This window comes from Desulfobaculum sp. SPO524, from assembly GCF_044987625.1.
GTDB lineage: Bacteria > Desulfobacterota > Desulfovibrionia > Desulfovibrionales > Desulfovibrionaceae > Desulfobaculum.
On the sequence record NZ_JBJDSB010000002.1, the window covers coordinates 283508 to 309955 of the forward strand.

The following is a 26448-nucleotide window of genomic DNA, read 5'->3' on the forward strand; positions in this document are numbered from 1 at the left end:
AGAAACCACCGAAAGGAACCGCGATATGCTGAAAATCGAAGATCTCCACGTAAATATCGGCGACAAGGAAGTGCTGAAGGGCATTGACTTGCACATTGCCGAGGGTGAGACGTTCATCCTGTTCGGCCCCAACGGCTCCGGCAAGACCACGCTCTTGATGACGCTGATGGGTTTTGGAAACTACTCCATCACGGGTGGCCGTATCCTGTTCAAGGGGCACGACATCACCTACGCGCCCATTCACGAACGTGCGCGCCTTGGCATCGGCATGTCGTTCCAGCGTCCGCCGACGATTCACGGCCTGAAGACCCGCAACCTCGTGGAAATGTGTGGCCTCCACGGGCACAACGGCACCACGCCCGTTGACGACCTCGCCGAGCGCGTCAATTTTTCCAGCTTCCTCGACCGCGACATCAACGCCGGGTTCTCCGGTGGCGAAATTAAGCGTTCCGAGCTGCTCCAGCTTATGGCTCAGTCCCCGGACCTCGTCCTCTTTGACGAACCTGAATCCGGCGTGGACCTTGAGAACATGAAGCTCATCGGCAAGACCGCGCGCAAGCTGCTGGACGGTTTCGTGACCCCGCATCCCGAATTGTCCATGAAGGAGATGAAGTCCAGCCACAAGCGCTCCGGACTCATCATCACCCACACCGGCTACATTCTTGATTACATCAACGCTGACCGTGGTCAGGTGATGTACAACGGCCATCTGTGCTGTGAAGCCCGCCCCCGCGACATTCTGGAGCATGTGGGCAAGTACGGCTATCAGGAATGCGTTCGCTGTCTGACCAAATAACGACAACGCCTTTGCGGAGAGAGATATGAAAGACGTCAATCTGTCCGATTTTTCGTTCTCGGGCGCGGAATCCGCGTCTATTGAGGACCTGCGGACGCTGGACCCCGCAGACAAGAAGCGGCTGCTCATGGCAGGTGTGGATGTCAACGAGCAGGACCGCGCCGGAAGCTTTCTGCACATGAACCACAGCGCCGTGCATTGCACCACCACGCAGCAGGGCGTTGAACTCATGGACATCAAGGCCGCCCTCAAGAAATACGACGGCCTGCCCCAGCATTACTGGAACCTCATGGACCCGGACAAGGATGAGTTCACCCGCGCCGCCCGCGAGAACCTGCACGGCGGCTACTTTATCCGTACCGAAAAGGGCGCCAAGCTCACCGCGCCCGTGCAGTCCTGCCTGTTCATGAAGGGCAACAAAGTCGGCCAGAACGTGCACAACATCGTCATCGTTGAGGACGATTCCGAGCTGCACCTCATTACCGGCTGCGCCGTTTCCAGCGCCACAGAAGCTGCGGCCCATCTTGGCATCTCCGAGTTCTACATCGGCAAGAACGCCAAGCTGACCTTCACCATGATTCACAACTGGGGCGAAGAAGTCGTCGTGCGCCCCCGCACCCGCGGCGTCATTCAGGCTGGCGGCGAGTTCCAGAACAACTACGTGCTCATGAAGCCCGTGGGCAATCTGCAGTCCAGCCCCATCATCGACCTCGACGGCGCCGGCGCCCGCGCGCGTCTGAACTCCGTCATCGTCGCGCCCAAAGGCTCCTACGTGAACTCCGGCGGCGTGCTGAACCTCAACGCCCCGGACACCCGCGGCGAGATTATTTCCCGCACCCTGACCACCGGCGGCACCATCGTGGCCCCCGGTCGCATCTCCGCCAAAGCCGTGCCCGCGCGCGGACACTTGGAGTGCAAGGGCCTTATCCTTGGCGATGGCCGCATTCACGCCATCCCCGAGCTGGACGGTCATCTCGAAGGCGTGGAGCTCTCCCACGAGGCCGCCGTCGGCAAAATCGCGCAGGAAGAAATCGAATACCTGCAGGCCCGTGGTCTCGATGAGGACGAAGCAACGTCCACCATCGTGCGCGGTTTCCTCAACGTCGAAATGGACGGCCTGCCCAGCGAACTGCAGACCGCCATCGAAGAGCAGATTAACCAGCTCGACGCCAGCGACGCCATGTAGCGACGCGTGCAGAGCATCCGTGCTTCTCAAGGCGCCCCGGTCAGCGGACCGGGGCGCCTTTTTTTGTCGTGTGGTTGGTGTTGGTGGGAGTGCCACCCTCTTTGTGCTCCGCAGGCTTAAGGATTTCATCCTTAAGAATCCTGTTCATACGCCACGTCTCCCACGGCCCACGCGGTTGCGATCATGGCTATACGTCAGCTTTGAGCAGGGCGGGGGACTGTCCGTGGGCGCGGTAGCGCAGAGGCCTTTTTTCGGGCTGGCTTCCAGCCCGAAAACCTTGGGATTTTTAAGGGGTCGCACCCCTTGAGTCGCCGAAGGCATCCTCTTGAATGCGGCGTAACGACCACGTCGTCTCTGCCACCCTCTTTGTGCTCCGCAGGCTTAAGGATTTCATCCTTAAGAATCCTGTTTATACGCCACGTCTCCCACGGCCCACGCGGCAGCAATCATGGCTTTACGTCAGCTTTGAGCAGGGCGGGGGACTGTCCATGGGTGCGGCAGCGCAGAGGCCTTTTTTCGGGCTGGCTTCCAGCCCGAAAACCTTGGGATTTTTAAGGGCAACGCCCTTAAACCAGCGGAGCTAACCTCTTGAATGCGGCGTAACGACCCGGCCCCGCAAAAGGCACCGCCGTGTGAAATTTCGCACTTGGCGGGAATTCGTTTGAAAGGGGGCTGACGCGCTTGTCTTTGTGTAGCGGGAGGAGTAAAAAGTCTGACTCGGTCACCCGGGTGTGTGACCGGAAAGAGGTCAACATGGATGCACAGAACTGGACAAGAACCAGACAATCGGACCGAGGTCAGGCCTGATGCCCGGATATCAAGGACACGTTGTTGGCGGGACGCTTGCCGCTGGCGGCGTGTGGCTTTCTCTTGCCCTGTGGTTGCCCATGTACCAGCCGGAACCCGTGCAGGGCGTGGCCCTCATGGCGATTGCGACGCTGACGGCGCTTTTCCCCGACGTGGATACGGATTCTAAGGGGCAGCGCCTGTTTTACGCCATTCTCGTCGTGGCGGACCTTACGCTTTTGTGGTTTGGAAAATACCGTTGGGCCGCGATACTCGGCTTTGTTGCCATGCTCCCGGCAGTGGGGCAGCACCGGGGGTGGACGCATACATGGTGGGCCATGCTCATCGTGCCGCTTCCGATTCTGCTTTTGCCGTATTGCTTTTTTGGCACCGGGGTTGAGGTGCTGGCGCCGTACTACGCCGCCGCGGTCATTGGGTACTTTTCGCACCTTGTTCTGGACTGGGTATTGTAGGTTTCGAAAAGAATGCGGGGGCTGCTTTGGCGGCACCTCGCCAGTTGGGGGGATTCATGCGAAAACTGTGTGCCCGTTGTCTGTATTGGCTGGCTCCTGAGGGGAAGGAAATCCTCTGCGACGTCGAGGGTCTGTGCCGCTATAGACCCAAGCAGGCTGTCAGGGAAGGCGGGGCGGAGTGCCCCACCGAGGCCTGTGGCTCGTGCGAGTACTGGGAGCCGCATCCCAATCCACAACGCAACTCGGCGGAGTACTAGTCCGCCTGAGCGCACATTACCCGCTGCGCCCAATCCGAAAAAAGGCACGATGACGTTTGGTCATCGTGCCTTTTTTCGTATGCCGTGCTGGTGGCGGGTGCCGGTCACCACGGCAGGCGCAGAGTCGTGATAGGGCCGCCTGTGGCGGCGATTGGTGCGCGGTGGCCTTAGGAGGCCGCGGCGTCCATATCGTCGAACCAGCTGGACAGAATGTCCACGAGCTGTCGTGCCTGCTTGGCGGAGGATATATTGAACTTGGACTGCTGAATGTAGTGCCCGCCACGCTTCTGGTAACGTCCTACGCGGACTTTGGGGGCCTTGTATTCTTCGGTCCTTTTGTCCATTTCCTGATACAGGAAGACGATGGTGGTCCAGGAGCCTTTGGTCAGGACTTCCTTTTTCAGCTCCTTGACGACAAGACGGCCGTCTTCGTCTTCCCAATTGATTGTGATTTCGTCGATAGTCTCGGCCATGAAACACCCTCCTTTGCTGTTCTTCGCTCTCGTGGGCCTGTGCTCAATGCTTGAGCGCAGGCGTGACCGCTTCCCTCGCATGGACGAAGGAGGATTTCAAATCTTTTTTTCATTGTGCGTGGTGGCGCGCACGATGCCTTGCATGCACGAAAAGGGTCGTGCCCCTTCTGCGTCAAGGCTTTTCGTGTGGCGGGGCGCACAGTGGTAAGCTGCTGCACGTGTGGATAAATTTGACGCTGTGTCCACGGGGATGTGCGCCGTGCCGTGTGCGGGCTGAGACCGTGGATGAGCAGGGTGCACGCCCGGTTAGCGCGCCATCAGCCGGAGGTACAGGTCGCCCTTGATGGGACCTATCTTGCGCCCAAGGCCGCGCAGACGCAGCGGGCGGCCTGCCACAAAGTCCGGGGGCAGGGGCACCTCAATGGTCATGGGCTTGTCCGAGAATCCGCGCCGGATTTGCAGACGCACGACGCAACCGGGCAAAAGCTGGCTGGGAAGGAGATGGACGGTTTGTTCGTCGTCCATCTGCTTTTGCAACCAGCCTTTCATCCATTGTATCGGGCCGCCGCGCAGGTTGAGGTTCATCTCCGCACTGCCAAGGCGCAGGCTGAGACTGCGGTTTTTGACGGTGGCGTTGCGGCGCGGGGCGGTGCCAGCCTTTTTGATTTGGCTGTAGATGTCCTCAAAGACCTTGCGGGCGAAGGGGTCGTTGAGGATGTTTTTCAGCACGTCTTCCTGCTTGAAGTGGAAGCCGCCTGTGGGTTCGGCCTCGCGCCGGGGCTTTTGGCGTGCGCCGCCGGGTGGCGGCGGCGGGGGCTTGGCCTCGGACTGCTTTTTGTAGCGGCGTGCGCCTTCCTCGCGCGAGGCTTTGGCCTTGTGGTCTGCGCTTTTTGAGGTCTTGCGGCTGCGTGGTGGCTCTTGCGGCTGATCCTTCAACGCCTCGGTGAGGATGACGTAGGCTTCGTTCAGGCGCTGAAAATCCGTTGCGGCCTTGGGGTTGTTGGGATTGAGGTCCGGGTGGAGTTCGAAGGCCCTTTTGCGGTAGGCGGATTTGACCTCGTGCAAGGACGCCCCGGGTTTGAGACGAAGAATCTTGTAACAGTCACGGACGTTCACAGGGCCCCCGGTGTATGGTGGTTCAGGACGGGATGATATTCGTCAGTGCCTCGGGCGCGTCGTTGTCGTCGCACTCGATGTTCAGGCTTTTGATGTATTCGATGCCTTGTCTGCGGAATTCGTCGTGTCCGGCCTCGGCGCGGACGCCGGGACAGTATTCCTGAATCATTTCCCAGCTCATGGCGTCAACGATGTTGCCCTTGAAGAAGGGCCACGCGCGGCAGATGTCCGGACGTCCGGGGTGAACGTGGCATCCTTCGCCCTGCCGGAAGAAGATACAGTAGTCGTCGTCTCCGGTGATGAGGATAATCTTGCCGCCGCAGGTGCGGGTGTAGCGGGAGAGGAAGTCCTCAAGCGGCAGGCCGAGATGGTCGGCCAGACGGCGCTGGTCCTTGGCGGCCATAACGATGCCGCCTTCTCCCTTGCAGCAGTGGCCGCACATGCGGCACTCGAACGCCTTGACGTCCTTGTTCATCGAAGAAGTCTCCTGTGCTCGACCATGAGGCAGCGGTCCTGCACAACGCTGGTCGGCGTGTTGTTCAGTATATCCACGGCGTCGTTACTGACGATGCCGGATTGCATCCAGAAGAGGAGCGGGGCCTTTGGCAGTGCGGCGCACTCCCGGGCGTGGTCCGGGCAATACGCGGGCGCGCGGAAAACATCAACAAGGTCAATCTCGCCGGGGATGTCCGCAAGACTGCGATAGGTGGCAAGCCCCCAGACGCCGGTGCGCTTGGGGTGCACGGGATAGATGGTAAAGCCGGCCTCTATGAGGTAGCGTCCCACCATATCGACGGGTTGCCCCGCCTTGTCTTTGGCACCGATGATGGCAATGGTCCGAACCTGCGACAGCAGGTTTTTGAGCGTGTCGTCGAAGAGAATCATCCGCGACTCCATGGTTGCGAAAATCTTTCGGATGCGCCAATGTCTGGCCCGCCGGGCCTTTGTTGTCCGTGAATTTGTCGTAATCGTCAAGCAACCCGGGAGGGAGACAAATATGCAGGAGCGTTTGACTCCGCAGGCGGCGCTTGCGCTGCTGAAGCAGGAATCGGTGTTCAGCCTTGGCCGCATGGCGCATGCCCGCAGGATGCAAAAGCATCCGGACAGCCGGGTGACATATATCGTTGACCGCAATATCAACTACACCAACGTGTGCATCTCCGGGTGCAAGTTCTGCGCGTTTTTCCGTGCGCCGGGCGACGAGGGCGGCTACGTCCTCAGCCGCGAGGAGCTTGCGGCCAAAGTGCAGGAGACCGTGGACCTCGGCGGCTACCAGATTTTGCTGCAGGGCGGCATGCATCCGGACCTCGATATGGAATTCTATGAGGGGATGCTGTCCTTTTTGAAGGAGCGCTTCCCGCAGGTGGCCGTGCATGGCTTCTCACCGTCCGAGATTTGGTACCTGGGGCAGGAGAGCGGCCTTGGGCACGGCGAAGTCATCCGCCGTTTGGTGGCCGCGGGGCTGGATTCCATCCCCGGCGGCGGCGCGGAAATCCTTGTGGACCGTGTGCGCGAGGACGTCTCCCCGCGTAAAGCCACGGCGGACCAGTGGCTGGAGGTCATGCGCGAGGCGCACCTTCAGGGGCTGCGCACCACCGCCACCATGATGTTTGGCGAAGGCGAAACCATTGAGGAGCGCATTGAGCATCTGGACCGCCTGCGTACCCTGCAGGACGAAACGGGCGGCTTTACGGCGTTCATCCCGTGGACCTTCCAGCCCGACAACACCCGCCTGCCGCGCCCGGAGGCGTCCAGTGAGGAATACCTCAAAATGCTGGCCCTCTCGCGCCTGTATTTGGACAATATCGACAACGTGCAGGCCTCGTGGGTGACGCAGGGACCGCTTATCGGTCAGCTTGCGCTGTTCTGGGGCGCCAATGACTTTGGCTCCACCATGATTGAAGAGAACGTGGTGGCCGCCGCCGGCGTGCACTTCCGCCTGCCGGAGGGCAAACTGCGCCATCTGGTGGAGTCCGCAGGGTTCACCCCATGCCGCCGGCGCATGGACTACACCTTGATGGAGTAACCGTGCACACGGCGTTTTTTCTTCGTGGGATGCTGCTCTGGGCGGGATTTGTCCTGCTTGGGGCGGCGTCCGGTGCGGTGCGCGCGGCGTGGACCCAGCCTGCGTTGGGGCCGGGCGCGCAGTATGTGCACTTGGTGGCGCTGACGGCGTGCGTGGTGCTGCTGACCCATCGATTGCTGCGCCGCTTTGACGCCGCGCCCGCCTTGCTGTGGCGGATGGGGGTGATGTGGGCGGCGCTGTCCGTTGCCCTGCACCTTGGCCTTGGGCGGCTGGTGTTTGAGCGGCCCCTTGCCGCGCTGGTGGCTGAGTATGACCTCACCGCCGGAAGCCTGTTCCCCGTCTTTTTGCTCATCCTTGCCGTGACCCCCCGCTGCGCGGCGCTCCTCTCCCGTCCGTAGCTTCTGCCCGTCAGCCGCCATTTTTGTGTAGCGCAGCATAATTGCGGGCGCATATTCCCCGTTGTTTAGCCTTGTTATCAACAGCCGAAACCCACGGCCCGCTTGTGACGATGGGCTGTTCATGGTATTACAGATAACAATTGCCGATTGTCTGTTCCAAGGAGTTGAAATGCCATAAGTCCAGTTGATGCGGGGAAGCGCGATGCCCAGTGATCCCAAGATGGAGCAGGGCGTTCTTATCGCCCTGAAACCTAAAGACAAGAGCGAAGCGTCTAGACGGCGCAATGGCGACACCTTGCCCGGCCCGCCCCAGAGGCGCGAGCAAGGAATGGGTGTGGCCGATGCGCTGGGCAGCAGCCAGTATCAAACGCTCCTGAACGGGATTCCCCTTCCGACGGTAACGTGGCGCTATACAGACGGCGAGTTCGTGCTTGTGGACTTCAATGCCGAGGCCGTGAACTTCTTCGGCTCCACCGCCAATAGCCGCATCGGCTTCACCAGCACCACTCTCTATCCCGACCATCCCGAAATTTCCCTCGACCTTGAACGCGCCTACCACAGCGGCGAGCGCATTGTGCGCGAGATGCGCTATACCACGCGCACCCAGCCTGCGCGCCGCCTGCATATGCGCTTTTCTTACGCCGCGTGTCCGCCGGACCTTGTGCTCATGTTCTGCGAGGACATGTCGCAGGGCATGCAGTTCTGGGAGGACAGAAAGAAGGCGGAGCAGCAGTTCCGCGCGCTGTTCGATGCGGCTCCCGTTGGCATCTATCAGACCGGGACGGGCGGACGCTTTGAGCATGTGAACCTGCGCCTTGCGCGGATGTACGGCTTTGCCTCGCCCGATGAAATGGAGCTGGGCGTCAAGGACCCGAGCGAGCTGTTTGTGGATCAGAAGCAGCGCGACGCCCTGCAACGCGCACTGGCCGAAAGGGGCGCGGTGGACGACTTTGAATGCCTTGTCCGCCATGCGGATGGCTCCACGTTTTGGGTGTCCAAAAGCGTGAAGCAGATTCGTGACGGGCAGGGCAATGTCCTGTCGTCCATGGGCTTTGAGGTGGACATCTCGGAGCGCAAAATGGCGGAGAACCTGCGCGAGGAAGTGGAACGCATCACCCGCCACGACCTCAAGTCGCCGCTCAACGCTGTGGTCGGCCTCGCCAACCTGCTGCAGGATGATGAAAATCTGACTGATGATCAGGTGGAAAGCCTGCGTGTTATCGAGCACTCGGGCAATACCATGCTCAACATGATCAACCTTTCGCTGGCGATGTATCGCATGGAGCGCGGCGCCTATACTGTGAAGGCCCAGCGCATTGACCTGCTACCCCTGCTGGCCGAGGTGCTGACCGAACTGGAGACCACGCTGTCCGCGCATAAGGTGAAGGCGGACGTGCGCATTCGCGGCGTGCTGGCGGGACCGGGAGCGGGGTTCTTTGTGATTGGCGAGCGGCTTCTGTGCTGGGCGCTGCTGTACCATTTGGTGCAAAACGCGGTGGAAGCCTCGCCGCCGGGCGAGCATGTGCACATTCATTTTAACGAAGACAAGAGCTGCTGCGTCAGCATCCACAATATGGGTATGGTGCCGGACAAGATTCGCGATACCCTGTTCGACAAGTTCATCACCGAGGGCAAGAAGGACGGCACCGGCCTTGGCGCGTACTGCGCGCGCCTTGTGGTGCAGACCCTTGGGGGCAGCATTTCCTACACGTCCACCAAGGCGGAGGGGACCACCATGCGCGTGCGATTGCCGTTGCCGCCCTCCGGGTGCTTTTAGCCGCGAAAGGGGCCAGACAGCGCAAAAGAAGCGCCGCGCCGCCGGGTTATCCGGGGCGCGGCGCTTTTGCGTGCAGTGGGGAGAATGACGGTACTGGTCGCAGGGGCGGGCTGGCCGCCGTGACGGTGCCGCCCTTGGGCGCGGGTCAGGCGCCGATAAAGAGCTTTTTGGCGTCCAGCACCTTTTTGATGTAGCGGCGCGTCTCCGCGTAGGGCAGGTGGGCGCGCAGCTTGGCGTAGACCTCGGACGGGCGCATGGCATTGATGCGCCGTACCGCTGTGGAGCGGTTGGAGCTAAAGGTCCGCAGCACGTTGCCCGCGCCGGTGTTATAGGCGGCAATGACGCAATACTCCCGTGTGAGCGGGTTGGTGATTTTGGCGAGGTGGCGCGTATCCAAAATGTGCAGATAGGCGGAACCAAAGGTGATGTTGTTGTCCGGCTTGAACAGGAAGTCCCGGCTGGGCGGCGTGGTGCTGCCGTGGAGCATACGGTTCACTTCCGCGCCTGCACTGGTGGGCACAATCTGCATCAGGCCAAAGGCCGGCGCGCCGCTGACGGCAAAGGGGTTGAAATCGCTTTCCGTTTTGATGACAGCGTAGATGAGGTTGCGGCTGACGCCAAAGCGCTTGCTGCGGCTGGCCACAAGGGAGGCGTACTTTCGCGCGCGGATGTGCAGGTGGTCCTTCACCAGCGGAAAGCTGACCGAACGCGCCGTGCCGTGGCCGTTGTCCAGACGGCGCGTGGAGAGGGAGGTGCTAACAAGGTGCTCCGCAAAGCGGTTGGCGCGCCATTGCCAGCGGATGGCCTTGCCGTCCTGGTCCAGCACTTCTTTGTAGAGGAAGGGCGTTGCGCCGTAGGTGACCTCGCCCGCGGAGTAGAGGTCCACGGCGCGTGGGTCGCCGGGGGCGAGGACCGTTGCCACCACGGCCTGCTTCAGGCTGTCCAGCGGGGCGGTTGTGTCCACCGTTTCCACGGTGACGCGCCCTGCGTCAAAGTCCACCAGCGCGCGGGATTTGTAGCCTTCGGTATATTTGACGTAGGTCTTTGGCGTTGGTTCGCGCCGTTCCTTTTTGCCCCACACGCCGTCGATGGCGTCGCGGAATTCCTCAATGCGTTTTTTGAAGGCGAGGATGTCGGCCTTCAGCTTTTTGGGGTTGGCAGCGTAGCGGGCGGCCTTTTCCGCGGCAAGGGACTGCACGGCGGCCGGGTCGCCACTGGTGGCGATGCGGGCAAGGCGGTAGGCGTCGGAGCTGGTGCAGCCAAGGAGAATGACGCAGGCTGCGCCCAAACAAATATTCCTGAGCAGACGGGTGCGGGTGGTGGTGACGGCTTTCATAGCCCGGACTGTAGCGGAATTGTCCGGGAATTCAAGGGGCCGCGGGGCGGCCCCGGATGATGTCTGGCAGAATGCCGCGGCGTGTTTAGGACAGGAGCGTGACGCCGAGGCGGGTTTGCAGGTCCGTCGTAATGGCCTTGGCGCGCTGGGTATCCGTGGTGGAGAGCAGTTCGTCCAGCAGCTCCGTGGGGATGACGTCTGGCTGGTAGCGCACGTGGATGGTCTGGGTGAAGATGTTTACCTTCACGTCGTCGATGCCGCTTGGCAGCTCGTCGAACTTGGGCAGACCGGAAAAGCCGGGGGCGGAAAGGATGGCGGGGTTGACCTTAATCTTGAGATCACCGGGCGTATGGCTCGCCACACGCAGGTAGTCTCTGGCTTTCATGAGCCAGTCGAAATCCATATGTCCTCCTGATGGATGCTCGTGTCGGGGCAAATATGCTGTGCTCCGGGCCGAAGCGCCCGGGGAAAGTGTCGCGATGCGGACGGGAGTTCGTATACTAGCGCGGGAGCCATGGCAAGCGCGGCTGGGAATGCCAATCCGTGCAAGTGGTTGCGTATGCATCTCATTGTGGCGTATGACGGGCCATTCGCAGAGCATGAGAAAATTTTGGTGAATCTGCCAAGGAGAATCACTATGACAACGGCGCTTGAAACGATACCGCGCGAGGAACTTGCGCTGCGCTGGCAGCGTTGCCGCGAGGCCCTTGCACAGATGGTCCCCGAGGCGGGCGGCCTTTTGGCAACGTCGCGTACGGCCATCTATTGGCTGTCCGGGTCGTGGATGAACGGCCTGTTCTGGCTCCCGCGCGAGGGGGAGCCTGTGCTCCTTGTTCGCAAGGGCATGGAGCGGGCGCGGCTGGAATCGTCCGTTGCCGCCATGGCGCCATACCGCAGCTACCGCGACATAGCCGGGGCGGTGGCGGAATGCGGGGGCACGCTGGCGTCGACGGTAGCCGTGGAAATGAACGGCCTGCCGTGGACCATGGGTGACAAGCTGCGCTCGGCCCTTGCGAGCGTAACATTGCTGCCGGGAGACGCCGCGCTGGGCTTCGCCCGTTCGCGCAAGACGGCGTGGGAGCTGGCAAAGATGCGCCTGTGCGGCGAGCGGCATAACTTTGCCCTTGCCGAGGTGCTGCCGGAGATGCTCCACGCGGGCATGACCGAGCGGGAGGTCTCCCACGCGGCGTGGAATGTGTTCTTTGAGCTTGGGCACGGCGGTCCCCTGCGTATGGGGAATCCCGGCGAGGAGACGTTTCTGGGGCATGTGGCGGCTGGAGACAGCGGCAACTACCCCAGCGTGTTTAACGGTCCCCTTGGCCTGCGCGGCGAGCATCCGGCCATTCCGGTCATGGGCTACGCGGGTAAGGTGTGGAAGCGGGGCGAGGTGCTCGCCTGCGATATTGGCTTTTGCCTCGAAGGATATGTGACGGATAAAACGCAAGTCTACTTTGCCGGAACGCCGGATGAGGTGCCGCAGGCCGTGCGCGTGGGGCATGAGTTCTGCAAAAACGTGCAGGACTGGCTGGCCGAAAACCTGCGTCCCGGAGCCATCCCCGAAGATCTTTATATGCACTGCGTCGCGTGGGCGGAGCGCGAGGGGCTTGCTGGTGGATTCATGGGTCTTGGTGACAACAAGGTGCCCTTTGTGGGGCACGGCATCGGGCTGGTGATTGATGAATTCCCGCCCGTGGCGAAAAAGGTCCGCACGCCGCTGGAGGAGGGCATGGTCCTCGCGCTGGAGCCGAAGTTTGGCATCCCCGGCGTTGGTATGGTGGGTGTGGAGAATACCTTTGAAGTTACAGCGGATGGCGGCGTCAGTCTGACTGGGGACATGCACGACATTGTGTGCATTGATTCGTAGCGGCCCGCTTGTCTGAATACGGCTGGGGACTGACGGAACACAAAAGGGCGCGGAATATTCCGCGCCCTTTGTGCGTTTGGAGACGGCGGGGGGCCTACGGCGCGCCAAGGGCTTCGGCCAGTGCGGCGTCCATCTGCGATTCCGTAAAGATATCGCGCAGGACCACGGGCCGTGTGGCGTCCTTGCCGGCCGGGAAGATGGCCACCACTGGGATGCTTTGACTGCCCAGACTGCGCAGCAGGGCCATGGCCTCAGGGTTCGATTCCGTCAGGTCCGCTTGCATGAAGCTGACGTCCCATTCCTCAGTCCAGCGCGTCAGGTTGTCGTTTGTGAGGGTGGTCTTTTCCAGCGCCTTGCAGTTGGGGCACCAGTCGGCGGTAAAGTCCAGAACAATGGGCGTTTCGCCAAGGGCGCTCTCGAAGGCCGCGGGGGTGTAGCCCAGCCACGGGTTTGGCGCTGCGGGCCGCATAAGCAGCGGCCAAGCGATGAGCACCAGCGCTACGGCCACACTGCGGATGGACCAGCGCTTGACGCGCGACTGGGACAGATTCGTCCACTTGCCCCACATCCATGCGGCCACGGCCACAACCCACAGCAGGGCAAGGGCGCTGATGAGCCATGCCTCGGGGATAATACTGAGGAGGTAGACGCACGTAGCCATAAGGAACAGCCCAACCCCAGCCTCAAGGTAGCGCATCCAGCCGCCGGGACGTGGAAAGTGCGTGGCAAGACCGGGACGCAGCGCCATGAGCAGGAAGGGCGAGCTCATGCCAAGGCCAATGCACAAAAAGACCGAGGCAATGACCAGCGGCGGCTGGAGAAGCACCCAGCCCAGTACGCCGCCAAGAAACGGCCCACTGCACGGGGTGGCCAGAAGCGTGGCGAGAATGCCTGTAAACATCGCCTGCATGCGCGGATTGCCCGACGGGTTGGTGGTTTTGAGGTCCACCACCGGCAGGTCAAACACGCCGAACAGCGACAGGGACAGGGCAAAGACCACGGCGGTAGCGCCAAGCACCAGCCCCGGCTGCTGGAACAGTTGCCCCCACGCCAGCCCAAGGGCGCTGAGCACAGCGGCCAAGAATCCAAAGTAGAGTAAAATGCCAAGGGAGAAGAACACGTTGTGTTCGCGGAACGCGTGGATGCGTTGGGCTTCGTTTTCCGCGCCCGCGCCGCCCAGCAGGGCGGAGACCTTGAGGCTGACCACAGGTAGAACGCAGGGCATGAAGTTGAGGATGAACCCGGCGATAAAGGCAAAGATGAGCGCCTTGCCAATGCTGGTGACCTCCAGTCCGGGGCTGAAATAGCGTGGCTGGAACTCTGGCGCCGGGGCTGGCTCCGCGTCGCCGGTTAGCGATAGCACAGGGGACGGCGCAGCAATATCGCCGGCCGCCGGAGCGCCGCCTTGGGCAAGGCTGGTATACAGGGGCCACCAGACGGCACTTTTGGCGCTTGGCAGGTCCGCGGGGGCGGCTTCACCAAGGTCGAGGGTGATGTCCGTATTAATGGGGCGGCAGTTGATCTCCGAACACAGCAGCGCGGACAGCCGTCCCGAGAGTGGCGCGTCGGCATGCTCCGCCACCTGTGCCGGGATGGGCATAAAAATGGGCGTTTCGTGCTCGTAGACGAAAACGGTTTTGGTCGGGTCGTAGATGTCGTTTTGCTTGTCGCCGGGAGGATACAACGCCGGGAGCGGCTCTTCACCTTCCACCGCCATGGTCAGCGTGGTGGGCAGCCCCGTGTCGCCGGCGGGATTGCCATAAGCATGGGTGCCTGCTGGAGGAGTGATCCACAAGACGGCAAGGAGCGCGTCCTGACTGTCTGACGGCATGGCGTACAGCTCCCATCGATATGGGAGGGGAGCGTCGTCCGCATGCGCCGGAGCAGAGGCGACGGCCAAGGCGACGAAGATGAAAAGCGCGGCGAGAAGCGGCGCGATGGAGCGAAATGTGGTGTGTTTCATAGTTTCCAAAGTAATTTGAAAAAAAACCGTTGACAAGTTTTGTCCAAAAGAGCACTTTCCACCTCGCTTGAGCGGAAACGCGAAAGCCCCCAATACGTGGGCCATTGGCTCAATTGGTAGAGCAGTGGACTCTTAATCCATTGGTTCGGGGTTCGAGTCCCTGATGGCCCACCACGTACATCCAAGGCGCAGCCGAAAGGCCGCGCCTTTTTTTTGCGTTACGACCACGCCGTCTGTGCCGCACTCGTTTTGCTCCGCAGGCTTAAGGATTTCATCCTTAAGAATCCTCTCCATACGCCACGTCTCCCACGACCTCCACGGCTGCAATCATGCCCACACGCCAGCCTTGAGCAGGGCGGCCTACTCGCCCAACGCCCGGCAAGGCCTGCTCCCCTTTTTGGGGCTGGCTCCCAGACCCAAAAACCTCGGGATTCTTAAGGGGTCGCACCCCTTAAGTCGCCGAAGGCAACCTCTTGAACCTTGCATTACGACCACGCCGTCTGTGCCGCACTCGTTTTGCTCCGCAGGCTTAAGGATTTCATCCTTAAGAATCCTGTTCATACGCCACGTTCCCTACGACCTCCACGGCTGCAATCACGCCCACACGCCAGCTTTGAGCAGGGCGGTCTACTCGCCCAACGCCAGGCAACGCCTGTACCTCTTTTTTGGGGCTGGCTTCCAGACCCAAAAACCTCGGGATTCTCAAGGGCGGTAGCCCTTGAGCCAGCGGAGCTTACCTCTTGAACCTTGCGATACGACCACGTCGTCTATGCCGCATCCGTTTTGCTCCGCAGGCTTAAGGATTTCATCCTTAAGAATCCTGTTCATACGCCACGTTCCCTACGACCTCCACGGCTGCAATCACGCCCACACGCCAGCTTTGAGCATGGCGGTCCACTCGCCCAAGGCCCGGCAAAGCCTGCACCCCTTTTTTGGGGCTGGCTCCCAGACCCAAAAATCTCGGGATTCTCAAGGGCGGTAGCCCTTGAGCCAGCGGAGCTTATCTCTTGAACCTTGCGATACGACCACGTCGTCTGTGCCACCCTCGTTTTGCTCCGCAGGCTTAAGGATTTCATCCTTAAGAATCCTCTTCATACGCCACGTTCCCCACGACCTCCACGGCTGCAATCATGCCCACACGCCAGCTTTGAGCAGGGCGGTCCACTCGCCCAAGGCCCGGCAACGCCTGTCCCCCTTTTTGGGGCTGGCTTCCAGGCCCAAACCTCGGGATTCTTAAGGGGTCGCACCCCTTAAGTCGCCGAAGGCAACCTCTTGAACCTTGCGTTACGACCACGCCGTCTGTGCCACACCCATTTTGCTCCGCAGGGAGGGGGGAGCGGTGCGTAGAGAGAAAAAATGGGAAAAGATAAAAAAGGCGTTGACAAGGAGGCGAGTGCGGCATAAATACGCTCTCGCTTCGACGGACACCGTCGAATTCCCCATATATGTGGGCCATTGGCTCAATTGGTAGAGCAGTGGACTCTTAATCCATTGGTTCGGGGTTCGAGTCCCTGATGGCCCACCACGCAAGTAAAAAGGCGTTACCTTTCGGTAACGCCTTTTTTGCGTTCTGCGTGCGGTTGCGGGGTGTTAAAAGGAGTACCGAACGCCGAGCAGCACCTCGTGCAGGGCGCCGTCGGCATCAAGGGTGTAGCCGTTGACGTGGAGCTTGGCCTTGCCGATGTGGACAAAGCGGTACCCAAGGTCCACCGTCCAGTCATCGTTGATGGCGTAGGAGCAGCCAGCACCTGCATTCCAGGCAAAGTTCGTCACCTCATCCGAAAAGGTTCCCTTTTCCTCCTGAATAATGGGCGGGAAGACCACGCGGAGCATTCCGTCCAGTTCCGCTTTGATGATGGCGACGCCAGCCCCAACGCCAACGTAAGGCGTGAAGGCCGAATCGTTTTCAAAATCATAATAGACATTGGCAAAGAACGTTTGGGCGTTGCATTCTACGTCAACGTCCCACTGCACGGCTTTATGGTTTTTTGAGCCGTGATGATACCAGCTGGTAAACGACCGGTACAAGTATTCCGCCTCAATGCGGACGGGGTAGCCAATGTCGTCCTTCAGGGAGCGGCCAATGGCAATGCCTGCGGCAAACTCTGTGTCGTAGACATCATCCATTGCCAAATCCACGTAGGGGACATCATGTGACTGCACATTGTCGTAGGACATGGCAGCGATACCTGTCTTCAGGCTGACATAATTGTTCCCTGCTGCATACGCAGGTGTGAGAAAGACTGTGAACCCGAGTAAAAGGGTCAGATAAAGGAAGCGCATCGTAAGCTCTCTTGTGTGTGAAAAGTGGCGAATGCCAGTGTTAAACAGACCGCACGCTAGCTTTTGGCGCCACTAGCAGAGAGGTGAAAAGCTTGAAAAGAGAGAAATGAAATTATTGATAGTTGACTCTTTTGCGCACGCATATAAACGGGATGTATTGAGGGGCGATTCGGATTGAAAAGTGGCGTGGTTTGGGACTTTTTGCATATTTTGGACGCGTGGATTTACGACGAGAAAAAAAATAGAGAAGATGAAACAGATATTTGGGGAGGGATGCTTGGGCCGGCCACGTCCCTAAATGTATTTCAGACTGGCTTTGTAGAAAAATGGAACCTTAGGTTTGGTAATAGGCAACGTTTGTGGGTGAAATTTTTTTTCCAAATTACTTTGATGATTCTGAGCAAAGGCTAAAGCAGGATTCAACTGAGAAAGAAAATGTGAATCTCTGTGAAAATCCTTAATCCATCGGTGTTGTTATGTTTCTAGAGTGGTGGTCCTTTTTGACACACAGTGGAGCGATGTCTTGGGGAATATGTTTTTCAGACAAGATAGGAAGAGTGATGTAGCGTTCACAGTCACTTCTTTATGTTTTAACTGTGAAAAATTCGGTGCAACAGAGCGCGTCGGTGCACGTTGTCCCTGTGCCTGCAGGGCGGGCAGGAGGTAGGAAGGTGGTCCGGTTTGCAACCAACCGTCCGCAACCCTAGGGGAAAAAGGAAAAAAGTTTGTGGCCGGTGTTGACATTGGGTGGCCACAGGCATAAAAGCGCACTCGCTTCGGCGGACATGCCGACGGAATATGGGCCATTAGCTCAATTGGTAGAGCAGCTGACTCTTAATCAGTTGGTTCGGGGTTCGAGTCCCTGATGGCCCACCATTATGACTGTAAAGCGCGACGGGAAACCGTGGCGCTTTTGTTTTTGGGGCTGGGGCAGAGGGCAGTCCGCCGCCATTGCTGGTCCTATTTGCCCGCACGGGGTACCGCCGTTTGGAGCGCAGGAAGCACCCTCTCGCGGTACAACCTTCGGCGTGCTTTGGCCGGTTGTCGCTGTGGGGCGGGGATATGACGAAAAAATGTCGAAAGTGAGTTGACATCCCCCGTGCTGGAGGTTTAAAAGGCTTCTCGTTCCGGCGCACCGCGCAGGAAAAATATGGGCCATTAGCTCAATTGGTAGAGCAGCTGACTCTTAATCAGTTGGTTCGGGGTTCGAGTCCCTGATGGCCCACCACTTCGCTTTTCAGGCGTTACGATTTGTCGTAACGCCTTTTTTTGTATCCTGTGCCCGTGGCCGCCGTGGAGGGAGGACGCATGCGTATTGTGTTGACTGTGCTGTTTATTGCGCTGCAGGTGCTGGACGTGTGGACCACGCGCAGCATCCTTGCCCGTGGCGGGCGGGAGCGGAACCCCGTGATGCGCGCCCTTATGCGCGTGTGCGGGCGCTGGTGGTGGGCGCCCAAGCTGGGTTTTGCCATCCCCTGCGGCGTGTACCTTGGCTTTGCCGGCGGCTGGGAAGGGCCGGCTTTGCTCGTTATGTGCAATCTCCTCTACATATGGGTGGTGTGGAATAATATGCGCCAGTTTCCGCAGGGCCGCCGCGCCCTGACGGCTCTGCGCCTGCCGCTGTAGCAGGTTCGCCGCGCGGTTGGGCGTTGTCTTTTTATCCAGACGGGCTATTCTGGACGCAGATGTCTTCTCGGCCGGAGTTCCACGTTGCACGACAGGAGCAAAGGAGGAGCGCTCCGTGGCACGGCGCTGCATGAGTCTGCGGGAAATAGCCCGGAAGCTGGACATACCACCTTCGACCGTTGCGTCCTACAAGGACCGGTTCGGCGACTACATCCCCTTTGAGCGCGACGGCAACAGGCGGGTGTATCCGCCTGTGGCGCTGGACATTGTGCGCGAAATACGCCGCGCGTCCGAGCGCATGGCGACAACGGACGAGGTCGAACGCCACATCGCCGCGCACTATGCGGATATCCTTGCGGCGGCGGAAGGGGACTGCCAGTGCGCTACGCCGGACTTTACGGCGTTTTTGTCCCGTGTGGTGGAGCGTATGTCCTGCTTGCTGCGGCGGCAGTGCGAGGGCGGCGAAGGTCCACCCGCGCAGGCTGAGGATGTGGAGGCCCTGCGTGAGGAAGTGGCCGCCCTGCGCAAGCTGGCCGGGAGCGCCAAGGGGTCGGAGCGCCGCATCCGCCGCTTGAGGGAGCAGAACTCCCGCCTCAAGGCCGAAAAGCGCGAGCTGGAACAGCTGCTGCTGAGCGCCATTGGCACGGGCGCGACCCGTGGCAAGGCGCCGCCTTCATCATTTTTGGACCTGCCCCTTGTTATTCGCTCGTCGGAGGGGGAGTTCCTTGGCGTTTTGAGCCGGGGGCGGCGGCGGTTCAACGTGCGAAAGTTCTTGACCCATGTACGGCGCGGGGCTGGTGGCGGACGCACGGTGAAGGTGCAGTGGACGCGTGGCGAGGACCACTGGCGGCTCGCCGTCCAGCTTCGGGGGAGCTCGGGAGAAGGGCGCGAGTATGTTATGCACCTTACCGAAACGCTGACGCCCATGCGCAACATTGTGGCGTGTCTTGGGGCCATGGCCGTGGATGGGCAGGAGGTGCCCGCCCGCTACATGGTGGATTTCTTCCGCCGCATCCGGGACGAATTCGCTTAACCGCGCCGCAGCTTTGTACCTTTCGCGATGCGCCGAGCTGTGCTAGGTTCGGACAAACTTTTTGGCACCACAGAGCCCGCAGACGATGAGGTAGCGATGACAGCACAGAAGACCTGCTCGTTAACGGAACATACTCCGGAAAGCATCCGATCACCCGAAGACTACGCGCCCATAGTTGGCGAGGAGCGCGTGCAGGAGCTTGTACGCCTTGCCACGCCCTTGCAGGGGAAGGGATGGGCCAATGTGAACTCCGCGCTTGTGGGCGGTGGCGTTGCGGAATTGTTGCGCGCCAGTGTCCCCCTTGCCCGTGGGCTTGGGCTGGATGCGCGGTGGTACGTCATGGAGGGCGGCGAGGAGTTCTTCCGCGTGACCAAAAAGTTCCACAACATGCTCCAAGGCCAGCATGAGGAATTGGAGCTGGAGGAAATTTTTGGCGCCTACCTTGGCACCATCGACGACAATGTGCGCAACGCCTTCATCACCTCGGACCTTGTGGTGGTGCACGACCCGCAGCCCGCAGCCATGGTTATGAACGGCATTATCTATGGCAACGTGATTTGGCGCTGCCATATTGATACCTCGGACCCCGCGTCCGTGGTGTGGCGCTTTTTGCTGCCGTATATCAACCACTGCGCCGGGGCCATTTTCACCATGCCGGAGTTTGTGGGGGCGGGCCTGCATGTGCCCGTGTACCAGATTATGCCCTCCATCGATCCGCTGTCGGACAAGAATATCGACCGCACCCCGGACGAGGCGCGCGACGTGCTTCAGCCCATTTTCCTCAAGGCGGGCATCGACCCGGAGCGCCCCATCTTCGCGGCCATCTCGCGGTATGACATCCACAAGAATCAGGCCACGGTTATCGACGCGTTCAAGGCCTTTGTAGACGCGACGTCCTATGACCCGCGCCCGCAGCTTGTCTTCCTTGGCAATACGGCGGAGGACGACCCGGAAGGCGACGGCATTCTGGAGGGCCTGACGGAGCGTGCGGACGGGCACCCGGATATCTTCTTCCTTGCCAATGTGGAGAACAACGACGCGGTGGTTGGCTCCCTGCTGGATGTGGCCGAATGTTTCATCCATGTGCCCACGCGAGAGGGCTTTGGGCTGGTGGTGACCGAGGCGCTGTGGCACCGTACAACGGTTATTGGCTCCCGTGCGGGCGGGGTGGTGGCGCAGGTGCGCGACGGTCAGACGGGCTTTGTGACCGACCCGCTGGATACGGACGGCATTGCCAAGTCCATGCACGACGTGATGGAAAAGACGGACCTGTGTCAGGGCCTGTGCGAGGCCGGGCGTGCGCATGTGCGGGAGTTCTTCCTGCTGCCGGAGCAGATGCGGCGGTACCTGCTGCTGATGCGCTACTACGCCCATGTGGACCGCATTCCGCCGGACTTTCGCCTGTCGGACCTGACCTACAGTGAGCTTATCGGGGCCATGCGCCCGCGTCCGCCGTTCTTCCCGGATTAAGGACGCTCGGGGCGCTCCCAGGAAATGTGCGCGGCCTGCCTTTTGCGGTGGGCCGCGTTTGTTTTTTGCGTGGTCTGTGTGGATTCGGGGCTTGATTCATGGCGGCCCGCTCGTCTATTGAGAGCATCGACGCACAACAACGCAACACGCATAACCGGAGACGAGGCAACAATGCTCGAACACTCCTTTTGTCATATCCCCCGCATTGGGGTGGGGACGGAAGAAAAATATTGGTTGAACGGGCTGGCCTCGTGGGACGACATTATGCGGCCGGAGGCAGACCGCGTGCTTGGCTCCAAGGCGGGGTGGGTGCGCCAGCACGTTGAGACCTCGCGCAAGCATCTGCTGGCCGGGGACGCGCTGTTCTTTCAGCAGGGGCTGCCTTCGGCGCAGCACTGGCGGCTGTTCCGCGCCTTTCGCGAGCATGCGGCCTATGTGGATATAGAGACCACCGGCCTCACCTTTGGCGAAGACCACATCACCAGCATTGCCCTGTACGGGCGCGGCGAGGTGAAGACTTACGTCTATGGCCGCAACCTTGAGGACTTTCAGGACGACATTCGGGACTTTTCCCTGCTTGTCACTTACAACGGCAAGACTTTTGACGCGCCCTTCATCGAGCGGACCTTTGGCATGAAGCTGAATATGGCCCATCTCGATCTGCGCTATATTCTCAAAAAGCTGGGCTTTACCGGCGGGCTGAAAAAGTGCGAGCAAGCCGTTGGCATTGGCCGAGACGACCTTGACGGCGTGGACGGCTACTTTGCCGTGCTGCTGTGGAATGAATTCCAGCGCACGGGTGATGAGGAAGTGCTGGAAACACTGCTGGCCTACAACGCGGCGGACGTGGTGAGCCTTGAAGTGCTGCTGACCCATGCGTGGAACGAGCTTGTCAGCGCCACGCCCTTTGGCAGCCGCAGCGGGATGCGCCTTGCTCCGCCCATGTCCCCGGACGTGCCGCATACGCCTTCGCGGCACGTGGTGGACGCCCTGCGGCGCAAGTACTGCGTTCCGGCGTTTTAACCGCGACGTGATGCTGAACGGAAACGATGAAAGCCCCCGAAAGGGGGCTTTTTTGTTGGCACGATGTGACCGGGAGGGCGTTGATACCCATACGAGGTAGGCGAAAGCCTGAGGCTAGGCGACCTGGTCCACAATGGCTCCGGTATGTCTTTCCGGAACCTGCGGGACGTCGAAGGGCTGCGGGATGGTTTGCACCCCTTCGGGGATGCGTACTTGTCCCGCACCGGGGACCACCACATGACCACTCCCCGGAACACTGACTTCGCCGCCGCCCTCAACCGTCACATATCCTGCGGGCGAACCGCGCACTTCGCCGCCCGGCAGCAGGGTGACGTTTGGCCCCGTAACGGGTTGTGAGACCGCAGGCGGGGCAGGGGTGATATCGTCGGCGAGGTAATATTCCATACCCAGAATATAGGAACTGCCCCGCACAAGTGCAAGGCTCACGTCACTGAAAATCCCCGTCACACGGTGCTTTTTGGCTAATCTCCAAGTATGCCGATGAGTGCCGCCCCCGCAAACATAATGCTCGCCCCGGCAAGGCGGGCGCGGATATTGGTCTCGCCAAGGAAATACTTGCCGAAGATGACGGCGATAACCACGCTAAAGCGCTTGATGGCAATCATATACGCGGCTTTGGCAAGGATGATGGCGAGGTTGTGGGCGACTACTTCGGCAAGCAGGCAGCCGCCACAGAGCAGTGCCGGGCCGGGCCGCTTGCGCACGGCGGCAAGAGGAAGGCGGCGCAGGAGGGCAAGGCCCGCCACCGCGCAACAGGCAAAGGCGGCAAAAAACAGCGTCGCAAAATAGACGGGGGAGGAGAGTTCAATACAGCGCTTTCCCAGCACGGTGGAGAAGCTGTAAAGGATGGAGGCCACCAGCATGCTGCGCGCTCCGACCTCATTGGAGAAGGCACGGAGCGGGGCGGCAAGGTCGCGGCCCATGGCGGGCGGAATATTGAGGACGTAGCTGCCGCAGACGATGAGCGCTACGCCGCATCCGCCCCAGATGTTGGGCAATTCGCCAAGGATGACGTTTCCCGTCAGCAGGACGAATGCGGGGGTAAATGCAAGGTAGGGCATGGTGACGGACAGTGGCGAGAGGTTCACCGCGCGCATGTGCAGGTAAAATCCGGCGGCGTTGACCGGCAGACACAGGAGGAAAAAGGTCCAGAAGCCGTCCAGCAGGGGCGGCGCGGGCGTCAGCCAAAAGATGAGGACAAACAGCGGCAGGCCCATCATCAGCGGTATGCCCGCCATTTCCAGCGGCGGCAGGGTGGAGAAATGCTTGCGCAGAACCGTTGCCACCGCCGCATTCATGACGGCGGTGGTCAGGGACAGCGTGAGCCAGGGCATGACGCCTCCGGGCTTAGGGGGTGTGCGGTTCGTCTTTGCCGTTGCCGGGGCTATCGTAGGTGTATTCGAGAAGCGTGCCGTCCGGCGCCAAGACGGCCTCAAGGGCAAAGGGCGCGTCGCGCTCGCCGATGAGCCGCCGGAGCACGGGGTTATTGGAGTAGAACCGGGCGTCGGTGAAGGTGAGCACCTGCTCCGGCGAGCGGGTGGAGCGCGCCACAACGGGCCACGCCGCAAACCAGTTCCACGTGCGGAACATGGAGACCTTTTCGCCAAGGCGGGCGAGGACGCTGCGGTCCGCCTTTTCAAAGTCCGTAAAGGTGAGGTCGTCCTCTGCGGCGGTAAGCACGCAAATGCTGGCGACACGGATGCGCTCGCCGTCATCAACGATGAGCTTCCAATACACGGGCGAGAACGGGTCCGTGGTGACGGTGGCGCTTTGGTAAGCGACGTTGTGCTGGCGCAGCAGGCTCGGGACCATGGTCTGCACGGTGTTTTTGACGCCGATACAGCACAGCGGATACACAATGACAAAGGCCAGACCAATGACGCCAAGGCGCCGCGCGCAGTTGCGCGAGCGGATGGACGCCACCAGCAGCGCAAGCATGGTCAGGGTGTAGAATGGATCAATGATGAATACCCCAGCAATTTCGAAGCGCGTATCCGAAAAGGGCGCAAGGAGCTGGGTGCCGTAGGACGTAATGAGGTCCAGAAAGATGTGGAGCATGATGGCCCCGTACATGGCCGCAAGGGCGCGCATGGCGCTGACGTCGCGCCGGAAGAGCTTCCACACGCCAGCGAGCACAAGGGCCTGCACCACAGCCCCAAACACGGAGTGCGTGATGCCGCGGTGGTACAGCAGATACTGCTCCGGACTGAGGCCGACAAAGTTGTCGATATCCGGAATCCATGCGGCGAGGATGATGAAGAACGCGGCAAGCCGTCCGGGAAAGGTGCCCCGGAAGGCGCGGGCCATAAGCGCGCCGGAGGTGATGTGCGTAACGGGATCCATGTCTTATGCGTACTTCACCCACCAGTCCTGTGCAAGACGTTCGTTGTCAAAGGCGGGATGAGTGCGTAAGGATGAGCGTTCGACATTCCATCAGAACGCGACGAGGTAACGACTATGACGACACAGCAAAAGGCCGTGGATGCGGTCATTTTTGATTTTGGGGGCGTGCTTGCCGAGGAAGGATTCTTCCAGGGCCTCGCCCATATTGCCGAGGTGGCGGGCAAGGACCGCGAACACGTGGCCGAAACCGCCGTGGATATTGTCCGCAAGGACGGCTACGGCGAAGGCCGCATTGACGAGGCCGAATTCTGGCGCAGATTTCGTGAGCGCACGGGCGTATCCGGCTCCGACGCCGATCTGCGCGAAGAGCTGCTCTCCCGCTTTGTGCCGCGCGGGTTCATGTTTGCGGCTGTGGACAACCTGCGCAAGGCCGGGTACAAGGTCGCCATCCTCAGTGACCAGACCAACTGGCTGGAAGAATTGGAGGAGAGACACTCGTTCTGCAGCAGGTTCGACGTGGTCCACAACTCGTGGAAGACCGGCGTGACCAAAAAGGACACGGCGGCCTTTACCGGCATGCTGGACGCCCTTGGCGTGGCCCCGCAGCGGGCGGCGTTCATCGACGACCACGGTGGACACATCCGCCGAGCGCGCGCCCTTGGCCTGCATGCCATCCACTACACGGACCGCGAATCCTTTGAGCGTGAACTTGCCAACCTTTGCCCCGAAGCCGGGACTCACAAGGACTAAGGATTATAGTATGAAGAAGCCTTCCATTGGAATGAGCCTTGAGGGAATGCCCATCTTTGGGCTTTGCGTCCTGCTGACGCTTGTCCTTGCCATTTGCGAATTGCCGTTTTTGGCGCTTGTCGCATTCATCCTGACGGCGTTCGTCGGCCACTTTTTCCGCGACCCTGAGCGCGTGGTGCCCCAGGACGACGGTGTGGCCGTCTCCCCCGCGGATGGCAAGGTCTGCAAGGTCTCGCGCGAGGCAGACCCCATCACCGGCGAGGAGCGTCAGGTGGTGTGCGTGTTCATGAACGTCTTCAACGTGCACGTGAACCGCATCCCCGTTACGGGTACCGTCAAGAAGCTGCTCTACATTCCGGGCAAATTCTTCAATGCCTCGCTGGACAAGGCCTCCAAGGATAACGAGCGCCTCGCCATGGGTGTGGAGGACGAGGACGGCAACCATTGGACCGTGGTGCAAATTGCTGGGCTTATCGCCCGCCGCATTGTATGCTGGGCCGAGGAAGGCGACTCCCTCAGCCGAGGATCCCGGTATGGCCTGATCAAATTCGGTTCGAGGCTTGACGTCTATCTGCCGGAAGATTATGTATCAGATGTTTACGTCGGTCAGACAGTTTGCGCTGGGCAAACCGTCCTGGCCAAGAAAAAGCAATAAGATAAGGTGATTGGTACAATGCACGCCGAAGCGCCCAAATCTCCCAGAAAGGGAGTCTACGTTCTGCCCAACCTCTTTACCACGGCTAGCCTGTTCGCGGGTTTCCTTGGTATTATGTGGGCGTTCGAGGGCCGCTTTGAGCACTGCGCGCTGGCCATCCTTATCAGCGCGGTGTGCGACGGCCTCGATGGCAAGGTTGCCCGTTTGACGGGAACCTCCAGCGACTTCGGCGTGCAGTATGACTCCCTTGCCGACCTTGTCGCCTTTGGCGTCACTCCTGCCGTCACCGTGTATTTGTGGGCCTTGCAGGACTTTGGCCGCCTTGGTCTCATGGCGTCCTTCCTCATTGTTGCGTGTGGGGCATTGCGCCTTGCGCGGTTCAATTTGGCTGCGCCCACGGCTTCCAAAAAGTATTTCATCGGCCTTGCCATTCCGGCGCAGGCCTGTACCTTCGCGACCCTTATCCTGTTCGCTCCGTACGTTCCCGAGGCGTATGCGAAGGTCCTCCCCATCTTTACGTTGGTGCTCGCCTACGTGCTGTCCTACCTGATGGTCAGCCGCGTGCGCTACGTGTCCTTCAAGGAATATGGTTTCCTGAAGGCGCATCCCTTCTCCTCCGCCGTCACCGTCACGCTCCTGTTTGTGCTGGTGGCTTCGGAACCCAAGGTGCTGGGCTTCGTATGCATGTTTGGCTACGTGGTCTCCGGCCCTATCCTCAGCCTCCTGCTCCTACGCCGTTCCGGCGCGCTATGCGGGGCTTCCAGCAAGCTCTCGTAAAAAGAATCTCCGTATT

28 protein-coding genes and 4 tRNA genes are annotated in these 26448 nt (G+C 60.4%); 19 read left to right on the forward strand and 13 right to left on the reverse strand.

Annotation, left to right across the window (positions count from 1 at the left end):
• Window positions 1-25 precede the first annotated feature (25 nt).
• The 4 genes from ACI3L3_RS06860 to ACI3L3_RS06875 all read left to right on the forward strand — a co-directional run bounded on the left by ACI3L3_RS06860 (window position 26) and on the right by ACI3L3_RS06875 (window position 3498).
• Complete coding sequence (locus ACI3L3_RS06860; protein ID WP_404844371.1) at window positions 26-796, forward strand: ABC transporter ATP-binding protein; 771 nt, start codon at window positions 26-28, stop codon at window positions 794-796.
• A gap of 25 nt (window positions 797-821) precedes the next feature.
• Complete coding sequence (locus ACI3L3_RS06865) at window positions 822-1982, forward strand: SufB/SufD family protein (RefSeq protein WP_404844372.1); 1161 nt, start codon at window positions 822-824, stop codon at window positions 1980-1982.
• A gap of 806 nt (window positions 1983-2788) precedes the next feature.
• Window positions 2789-3241, forward strand: coding sequence for a metal-dependent hydrolase (locus ACI3L3_RS06870; RefSeq protein ID WP_404844373.1), 453 nt, complete (start codon window positions 2789-2791; stop codon window positions 3239-3241).
• 56 nt (window positions 3242-3297) lie between these two features.
• A complete protein-coding gene (locus tag ACI3L3_RS06875) occupies window positions 3298-3498 on the forward strand; it encodes a hypothetical protein (protein WP_404844374.1) in 201 nt (66 codons plus the stop codon).
• Between the two features lie 167 nt (window positions 3499-3665).
• On the opposite strand, the gene ACI3L3_RS06880 is transcribed toward ACI3L3_RS06875, so the two are convergent.
• The 4 genes from ACI3L3_RS06880 to ACI3L3_RS06895 all read right to left on the reverse strand — a co-directional run bounded on the left by ACI3L3_RS06880 (window position 3666) and on the right by ACI3L3_RS06895 (window position 5972).
• Window positions 3666-3971 carry a hypothetical protein gene (locus ACI3L3_RS06880; protein ID WP_404844375.1) on the reverse strand — a complete coding sequence of 102 codons (306 nt, stop codon included), beginning with the start codon at window positions 3969-3971 and terminating at the stop codon, window positions 3666-3668.
• Between the two features lie 306 nt (window positions 3972-4277).
• Window positions 4278-5087, reverse strand: coding sequence for a J domain-containing protein (locus ACI3L3_RS06885; protein ID WP_404844376.1), 810 nt, complete (start codon window positions 5085-5087; stop codon window positions 4278-4280).
• 22 nt (window positions 5088-5109) lie between these two features.
• A complete protein-coding gene (locus ACI3L3_RS06890) occupies window positions 5110-5562 on the reverse strand; it encodes a YkgJ family cysteine cluster protein (protein WP_404844377.1) in 453 nt (150 codons plus the stop codon).
• Complete coding sequence (locus tag ACI3L3_RS06895) at window positions 5559-5972, reverse strand: CoA-binding protein (RefSeq protein ID WP_404844378.1); 414 nt, start codon at window positions 5970-5972, stop codon at window positions 5559-5561. Before ACI3L3_RS06895 ends, ACI3L3_RS06890 begins: the two co-directional genes overlap by 4 nt.
• A 112-nt stretch (window positions 5973-6084) precedes the next feature.
• Here ACI3L3_RS06895 and mqnC point away from each other — a divergent pair, with 112 nt between their 5' ends.
• The 3 genes from mqnC to ACI3L3_RS06910 all read left to right on the forward strand — a co-directional run bounded on the left by mqnC (window position 6085) and on the right by ACI3L3_RS06910 (window position 9288).
• Window positions 6085-7113, forward strand: a complete 1029-nt coding sequence (mqnC, locus tag ACI3L3_RS06900; protein WP_404844379.1) for a cyclic dehypoxanthinyl futalosine synthase — start codon at window positions 6085-6087, stop codon at window positions 7111-7113.
• Between the two features lie 2 nt (window positions 7114-7115).
• Window positions 7116-7511, forward strand: coding sequence for a hypothetical protein (locus tag ACI3L3_RS06905; protein WP_404844380.1), 396 nt, complete (start codon window positions 7116-7118; stop codon window positions 7509-7511).
• 202 nt (window positions 7512-7713) lie between these two features.
• Window positions 7714-9288, forward strand: a complete 1575-nt coding sequence (locus ACI3L3_RS06910) for a PAS domain S-box protein (RefSeq protein WP_404844381.1) — start codon at window positions 7714-7716, stop codon at window positions 9286-9288.
• Between the two features lie 145 nt (window positions 9289-9433).
• On the opposite strand, the gene ACI3L3_RS06915 is transcribed toward ACI3L3_RS06910, so the two are convergent.
• Together ACI3L3_RS06915 and ACI3L3_RS06920 are read right to left on the reverse strand one after the other, a co-directional pair.
• On the reverse strand, window positions 9434-10576 hold the full coding sequence (locus tag ACI3L3_RS06915; RefSeq protein ID WP_404844382.1) for a murein transglycosylase domain-containing protein: 1143 nt from the start codon (window positions 10574-10576) through the stop codon (window positions 9434-9436).
• Between the two features lie 133 nt (window positions 10577-10709).
• Window positions 10710-11027, reverse strand: coding sequence for a hypothetical protein (locus ACI3L3_RS06920; RefSeq protein ID WP_404844383.1), 318 nt, complete (start codon window positions 11025-11027; stop codon window positions 10710-10712).
• Between the two features lie 234 nt (window positions 11028-11261).
• Here ACI3L3_RS06920 and ACI3L3_RS06925 point away from each other — a divergent pair, with 234 nt between their 5' ends.
• Window positions 11262-12488, forward strand: coding sequence for a M24 family metallopeptidase (locus ACI3L3_RS06925; protein ID WP_404844384.1), 1227 nt, complete (start codon window positions 11262-11264; stop codon window positions 12486-12488).
• 94 nt (window positions 12489-12582) lie between these two features.
• On the opposite strand, the gene ACI3L3_RS06930 is transcribed toward ACI3L3_RS06925, so the two are convergent.
• On the reverse strand, window positions 12583-14451 hold the full coding sequence (locus ACI3L3_RS06930) for a protein-disulfide reductase DsbD family protein (RefSeq protein WP_404844385.1): 1869 nt from the start codon (window positions 14449-14451) through the stop codon (window positions 12583-12585).
• 98 nt (window positions 14452-14549) lie between these two features.
• Here ACI3L3_RS06930 and ACI3L3_RS06935 point away from each other — a divergent pair.
• Window positions 14550-14625, forward strand: a tRNA-Lys gene (locus tag ACI3L3_RS06935).
• A 528-nt stretch (window positions 14626-15153) separates the two neighbouring features.
• On the opposite strand, the gene ACI3L3_RS06940 is transcribed toward ACI3L3_RS06935, so the two are convergent.
• Together ACI3L3_RS06940 and ACI3L3_RS06945 are read right to left on the reverse strand one after the other, a co-directional pair.
• Window positions 15154-15279 (reverse strand): hypothetical protein, encoded by a 126-nt coding sequence (locus ACI3L3_RS06940; RefSeq protein ID WP_404844386.1) that lies wholly within the window; start codon window positions 15277-15279, stop codon window positions 15154-15156.
• A gap of 141 nt (window positions 15280-15420) precedes the next feature.
• Window positions 15421-15546 (reverse strand): hypothetical protein, encoded by a 126-nt coding sequence (locus ACI3L3_RS06945; protein WP_404844387.1) that lies wholly within the window; start codon window positions 15544-15546, stop codon window positions 15421-15423.
• Between the two features lie 354 nt (window positions 15547-15900).
• Here ACI3L3_RS06945 and ACI3L3_RS06950 point away from each other — a divergent pair.
• Window positions 15901-15976: transfer RNA gene (locus ACI3L3_RS06950), tRNA-Lys, on the forward strand.
• 65 nt (window positions 15977-16041) lie between these two features.
• Here ACI3L3_RS06950 and ACI3L3_RS06955 read toward each other — a convergent pair.
• Complete coding sequence (locus tag ACI3L3_RS06955) at window positions 16042-16734, reverse strand: outer membrane protein (protein WP_404844388.1); 693 nt, start codon at window positions 16732-16734, stop codon at window positions 16042-16044.
• An 800-nt stretch (window positions 16735-17534) separates the two neighbouring features.
• On the opposite strand from ACI3L3_RS06955, the gene ACI3L3_RS06960 reads away from it, so the two are divergent.
• From ACI3L3_RS06960 to ACI3L3_RS06985, 6 genes are all read left to right on the forward strand, one after another.
• Window positions 17535-17610 (forward strand) — tRNA-Lys (locus ACI3L3_RS06960).
• A gap of 276 nt (window positions 17611-17886) precedes the next feature.
• Window positions 17887-17962 (forward strand) — tRNA-Lys (locus tag ACI3L3_RS06965).
• Between the two features lie 80 nt (window positions 17963-18042).
• Window positions 18043-18360, forward strand: a complete 318-nt coding sequence (locus tag ACI3L3_RS06970; RefSeq protein ID WP_404844389.1) for a DUF5658 family protein — start codon at window positions 18043-18045, stop codon at window positions 18358-18360.
• 115 nt (window positions 18361-18475) lie between these two features.
• Window positions 18476-19393 (forward strand): MerR family transcriptional regulator, encoded by a 918-nt coding sequence (locus tag ACI3L3_RS06975; RefSeq protein WP_404844390.1) that lies wholly within the window; start codon window positions 18476-18478, stop codon window positions 19391-19393.
• Window positions 19394-19489: 96 nt separating this feature from the next.
• Entirely contained in the window at window positions 19490-20863 is a 1374-nt protein-coding gene (locus ACI3L3_RS06980) for a glycosyltransferase (protein ID WP_404844391.1), read from the forward strand.
• Between the two features lie 171 nt (window positions 20864-21034).
• Entirely contained in the window at window positions 21035-21886 is an 852-nt protein-coding gene (locus tag ACI3L3_RS06985; RefSeq protein ID WP_404844392.1) for a ribonuclease H-like domain-containing protein, read from the forward strand.
• Window positions 21887-22000: 114 nt separating this feature from the next.
• On the opposite strand, the gene ACI3L3_RS06990 is transcribed toward ACI3L3_RS06985, so the two are convergent.
• From ACI3L3_RS06990 to ACI3L3_RS07000, 3 genes are read right to left on the reverse strand one after another with little or no spacing between them, the layout of a single operon-like run.
• Window positions 22001-22333 (reverse strand): hypothetical protein, encoded by a 333-nt coding sequence (locus tag ACI3L3_RS06990; protein WP_404844393.1) that lies wholly within the window; start codon window positions 22331-22333, stop codon window positions 22001-22003.
• Between the two features lie 35 nt (window positions 22334-22368).
• Window positions 22369-23241 (reverse strand): EamA family transporter, encoded by an 873-nt coding sequence (locus tag ACI3L3_RS06995; RefSeq protein ID WP_404844394.1) that lies wholly within the window; start codon window positions 23239-23241, stop codon window positions 22369-22371.
• Window positions 23242-23254: 13 nt separating this feature from the next.
• On the reverse strand, window positions 23255-24250 hold the full coding sequence (locus ACI3L3_RS07000) for a metal-dependent hydrolase (RefSeq protein WP_404844395.1): 996 nt from the start codon (window positions 24248-24250) through the stop codon (window positions 23255-23257).
• Window positions 24251-24364: 114 nt separating this feature from the next.
• Between ACI3L3_RS07000 and ACI3L3_RS07005 the strand changes: the two genes are divergently transcribed.
• Genes ACI3L3_RS07005 through pssA form a run of 3 tightly spaced genes read left to right on the forward strand, consistent with a single transcriptional unit; the run spans window position 24365 to window position 26432 of the window.
• Window positions 24365-25000 carry an HAD family hydrolase gene (locus ACI3L3_RS07005; RefSeq protein ID WP_404844396.1) on the forward strand — a complete coding sequence of 212 codons (636 nt, stop codon included), beginning with the start codon at window positions 24365-24367 and terminating at the stop codon, window positions 24998-25000.
• Between the two features lie 10 nt (window positions 25001-25010).
• On the forward strand, window positions 25011-25655 hold the full coding sequence (locus tag ACI3L3_RS07010) for a phosphatidylserine decarboxylase family protein (protein WP_404844397.1): 645 nt from the start codon (window positions 25011-25013) through the stop codon (window positions 25653-25655).
• 18 nt (window positions 25656-25673) lie between these two features.
• Window positions 25674-26432, forward strand: a complete 759-nt coding sequence (gene pssA / locus ACI3L3_RS07015; RefSeq protein ID WP_404844398.1) for a CDP-diacylglycerol--serine O-phosphatidyltransferase — start codon at window positions 25674-25676, stop codon at window positions 26430-26432.
• Window positions 26433-26448 lie beyond the last annotated feature (16 nt).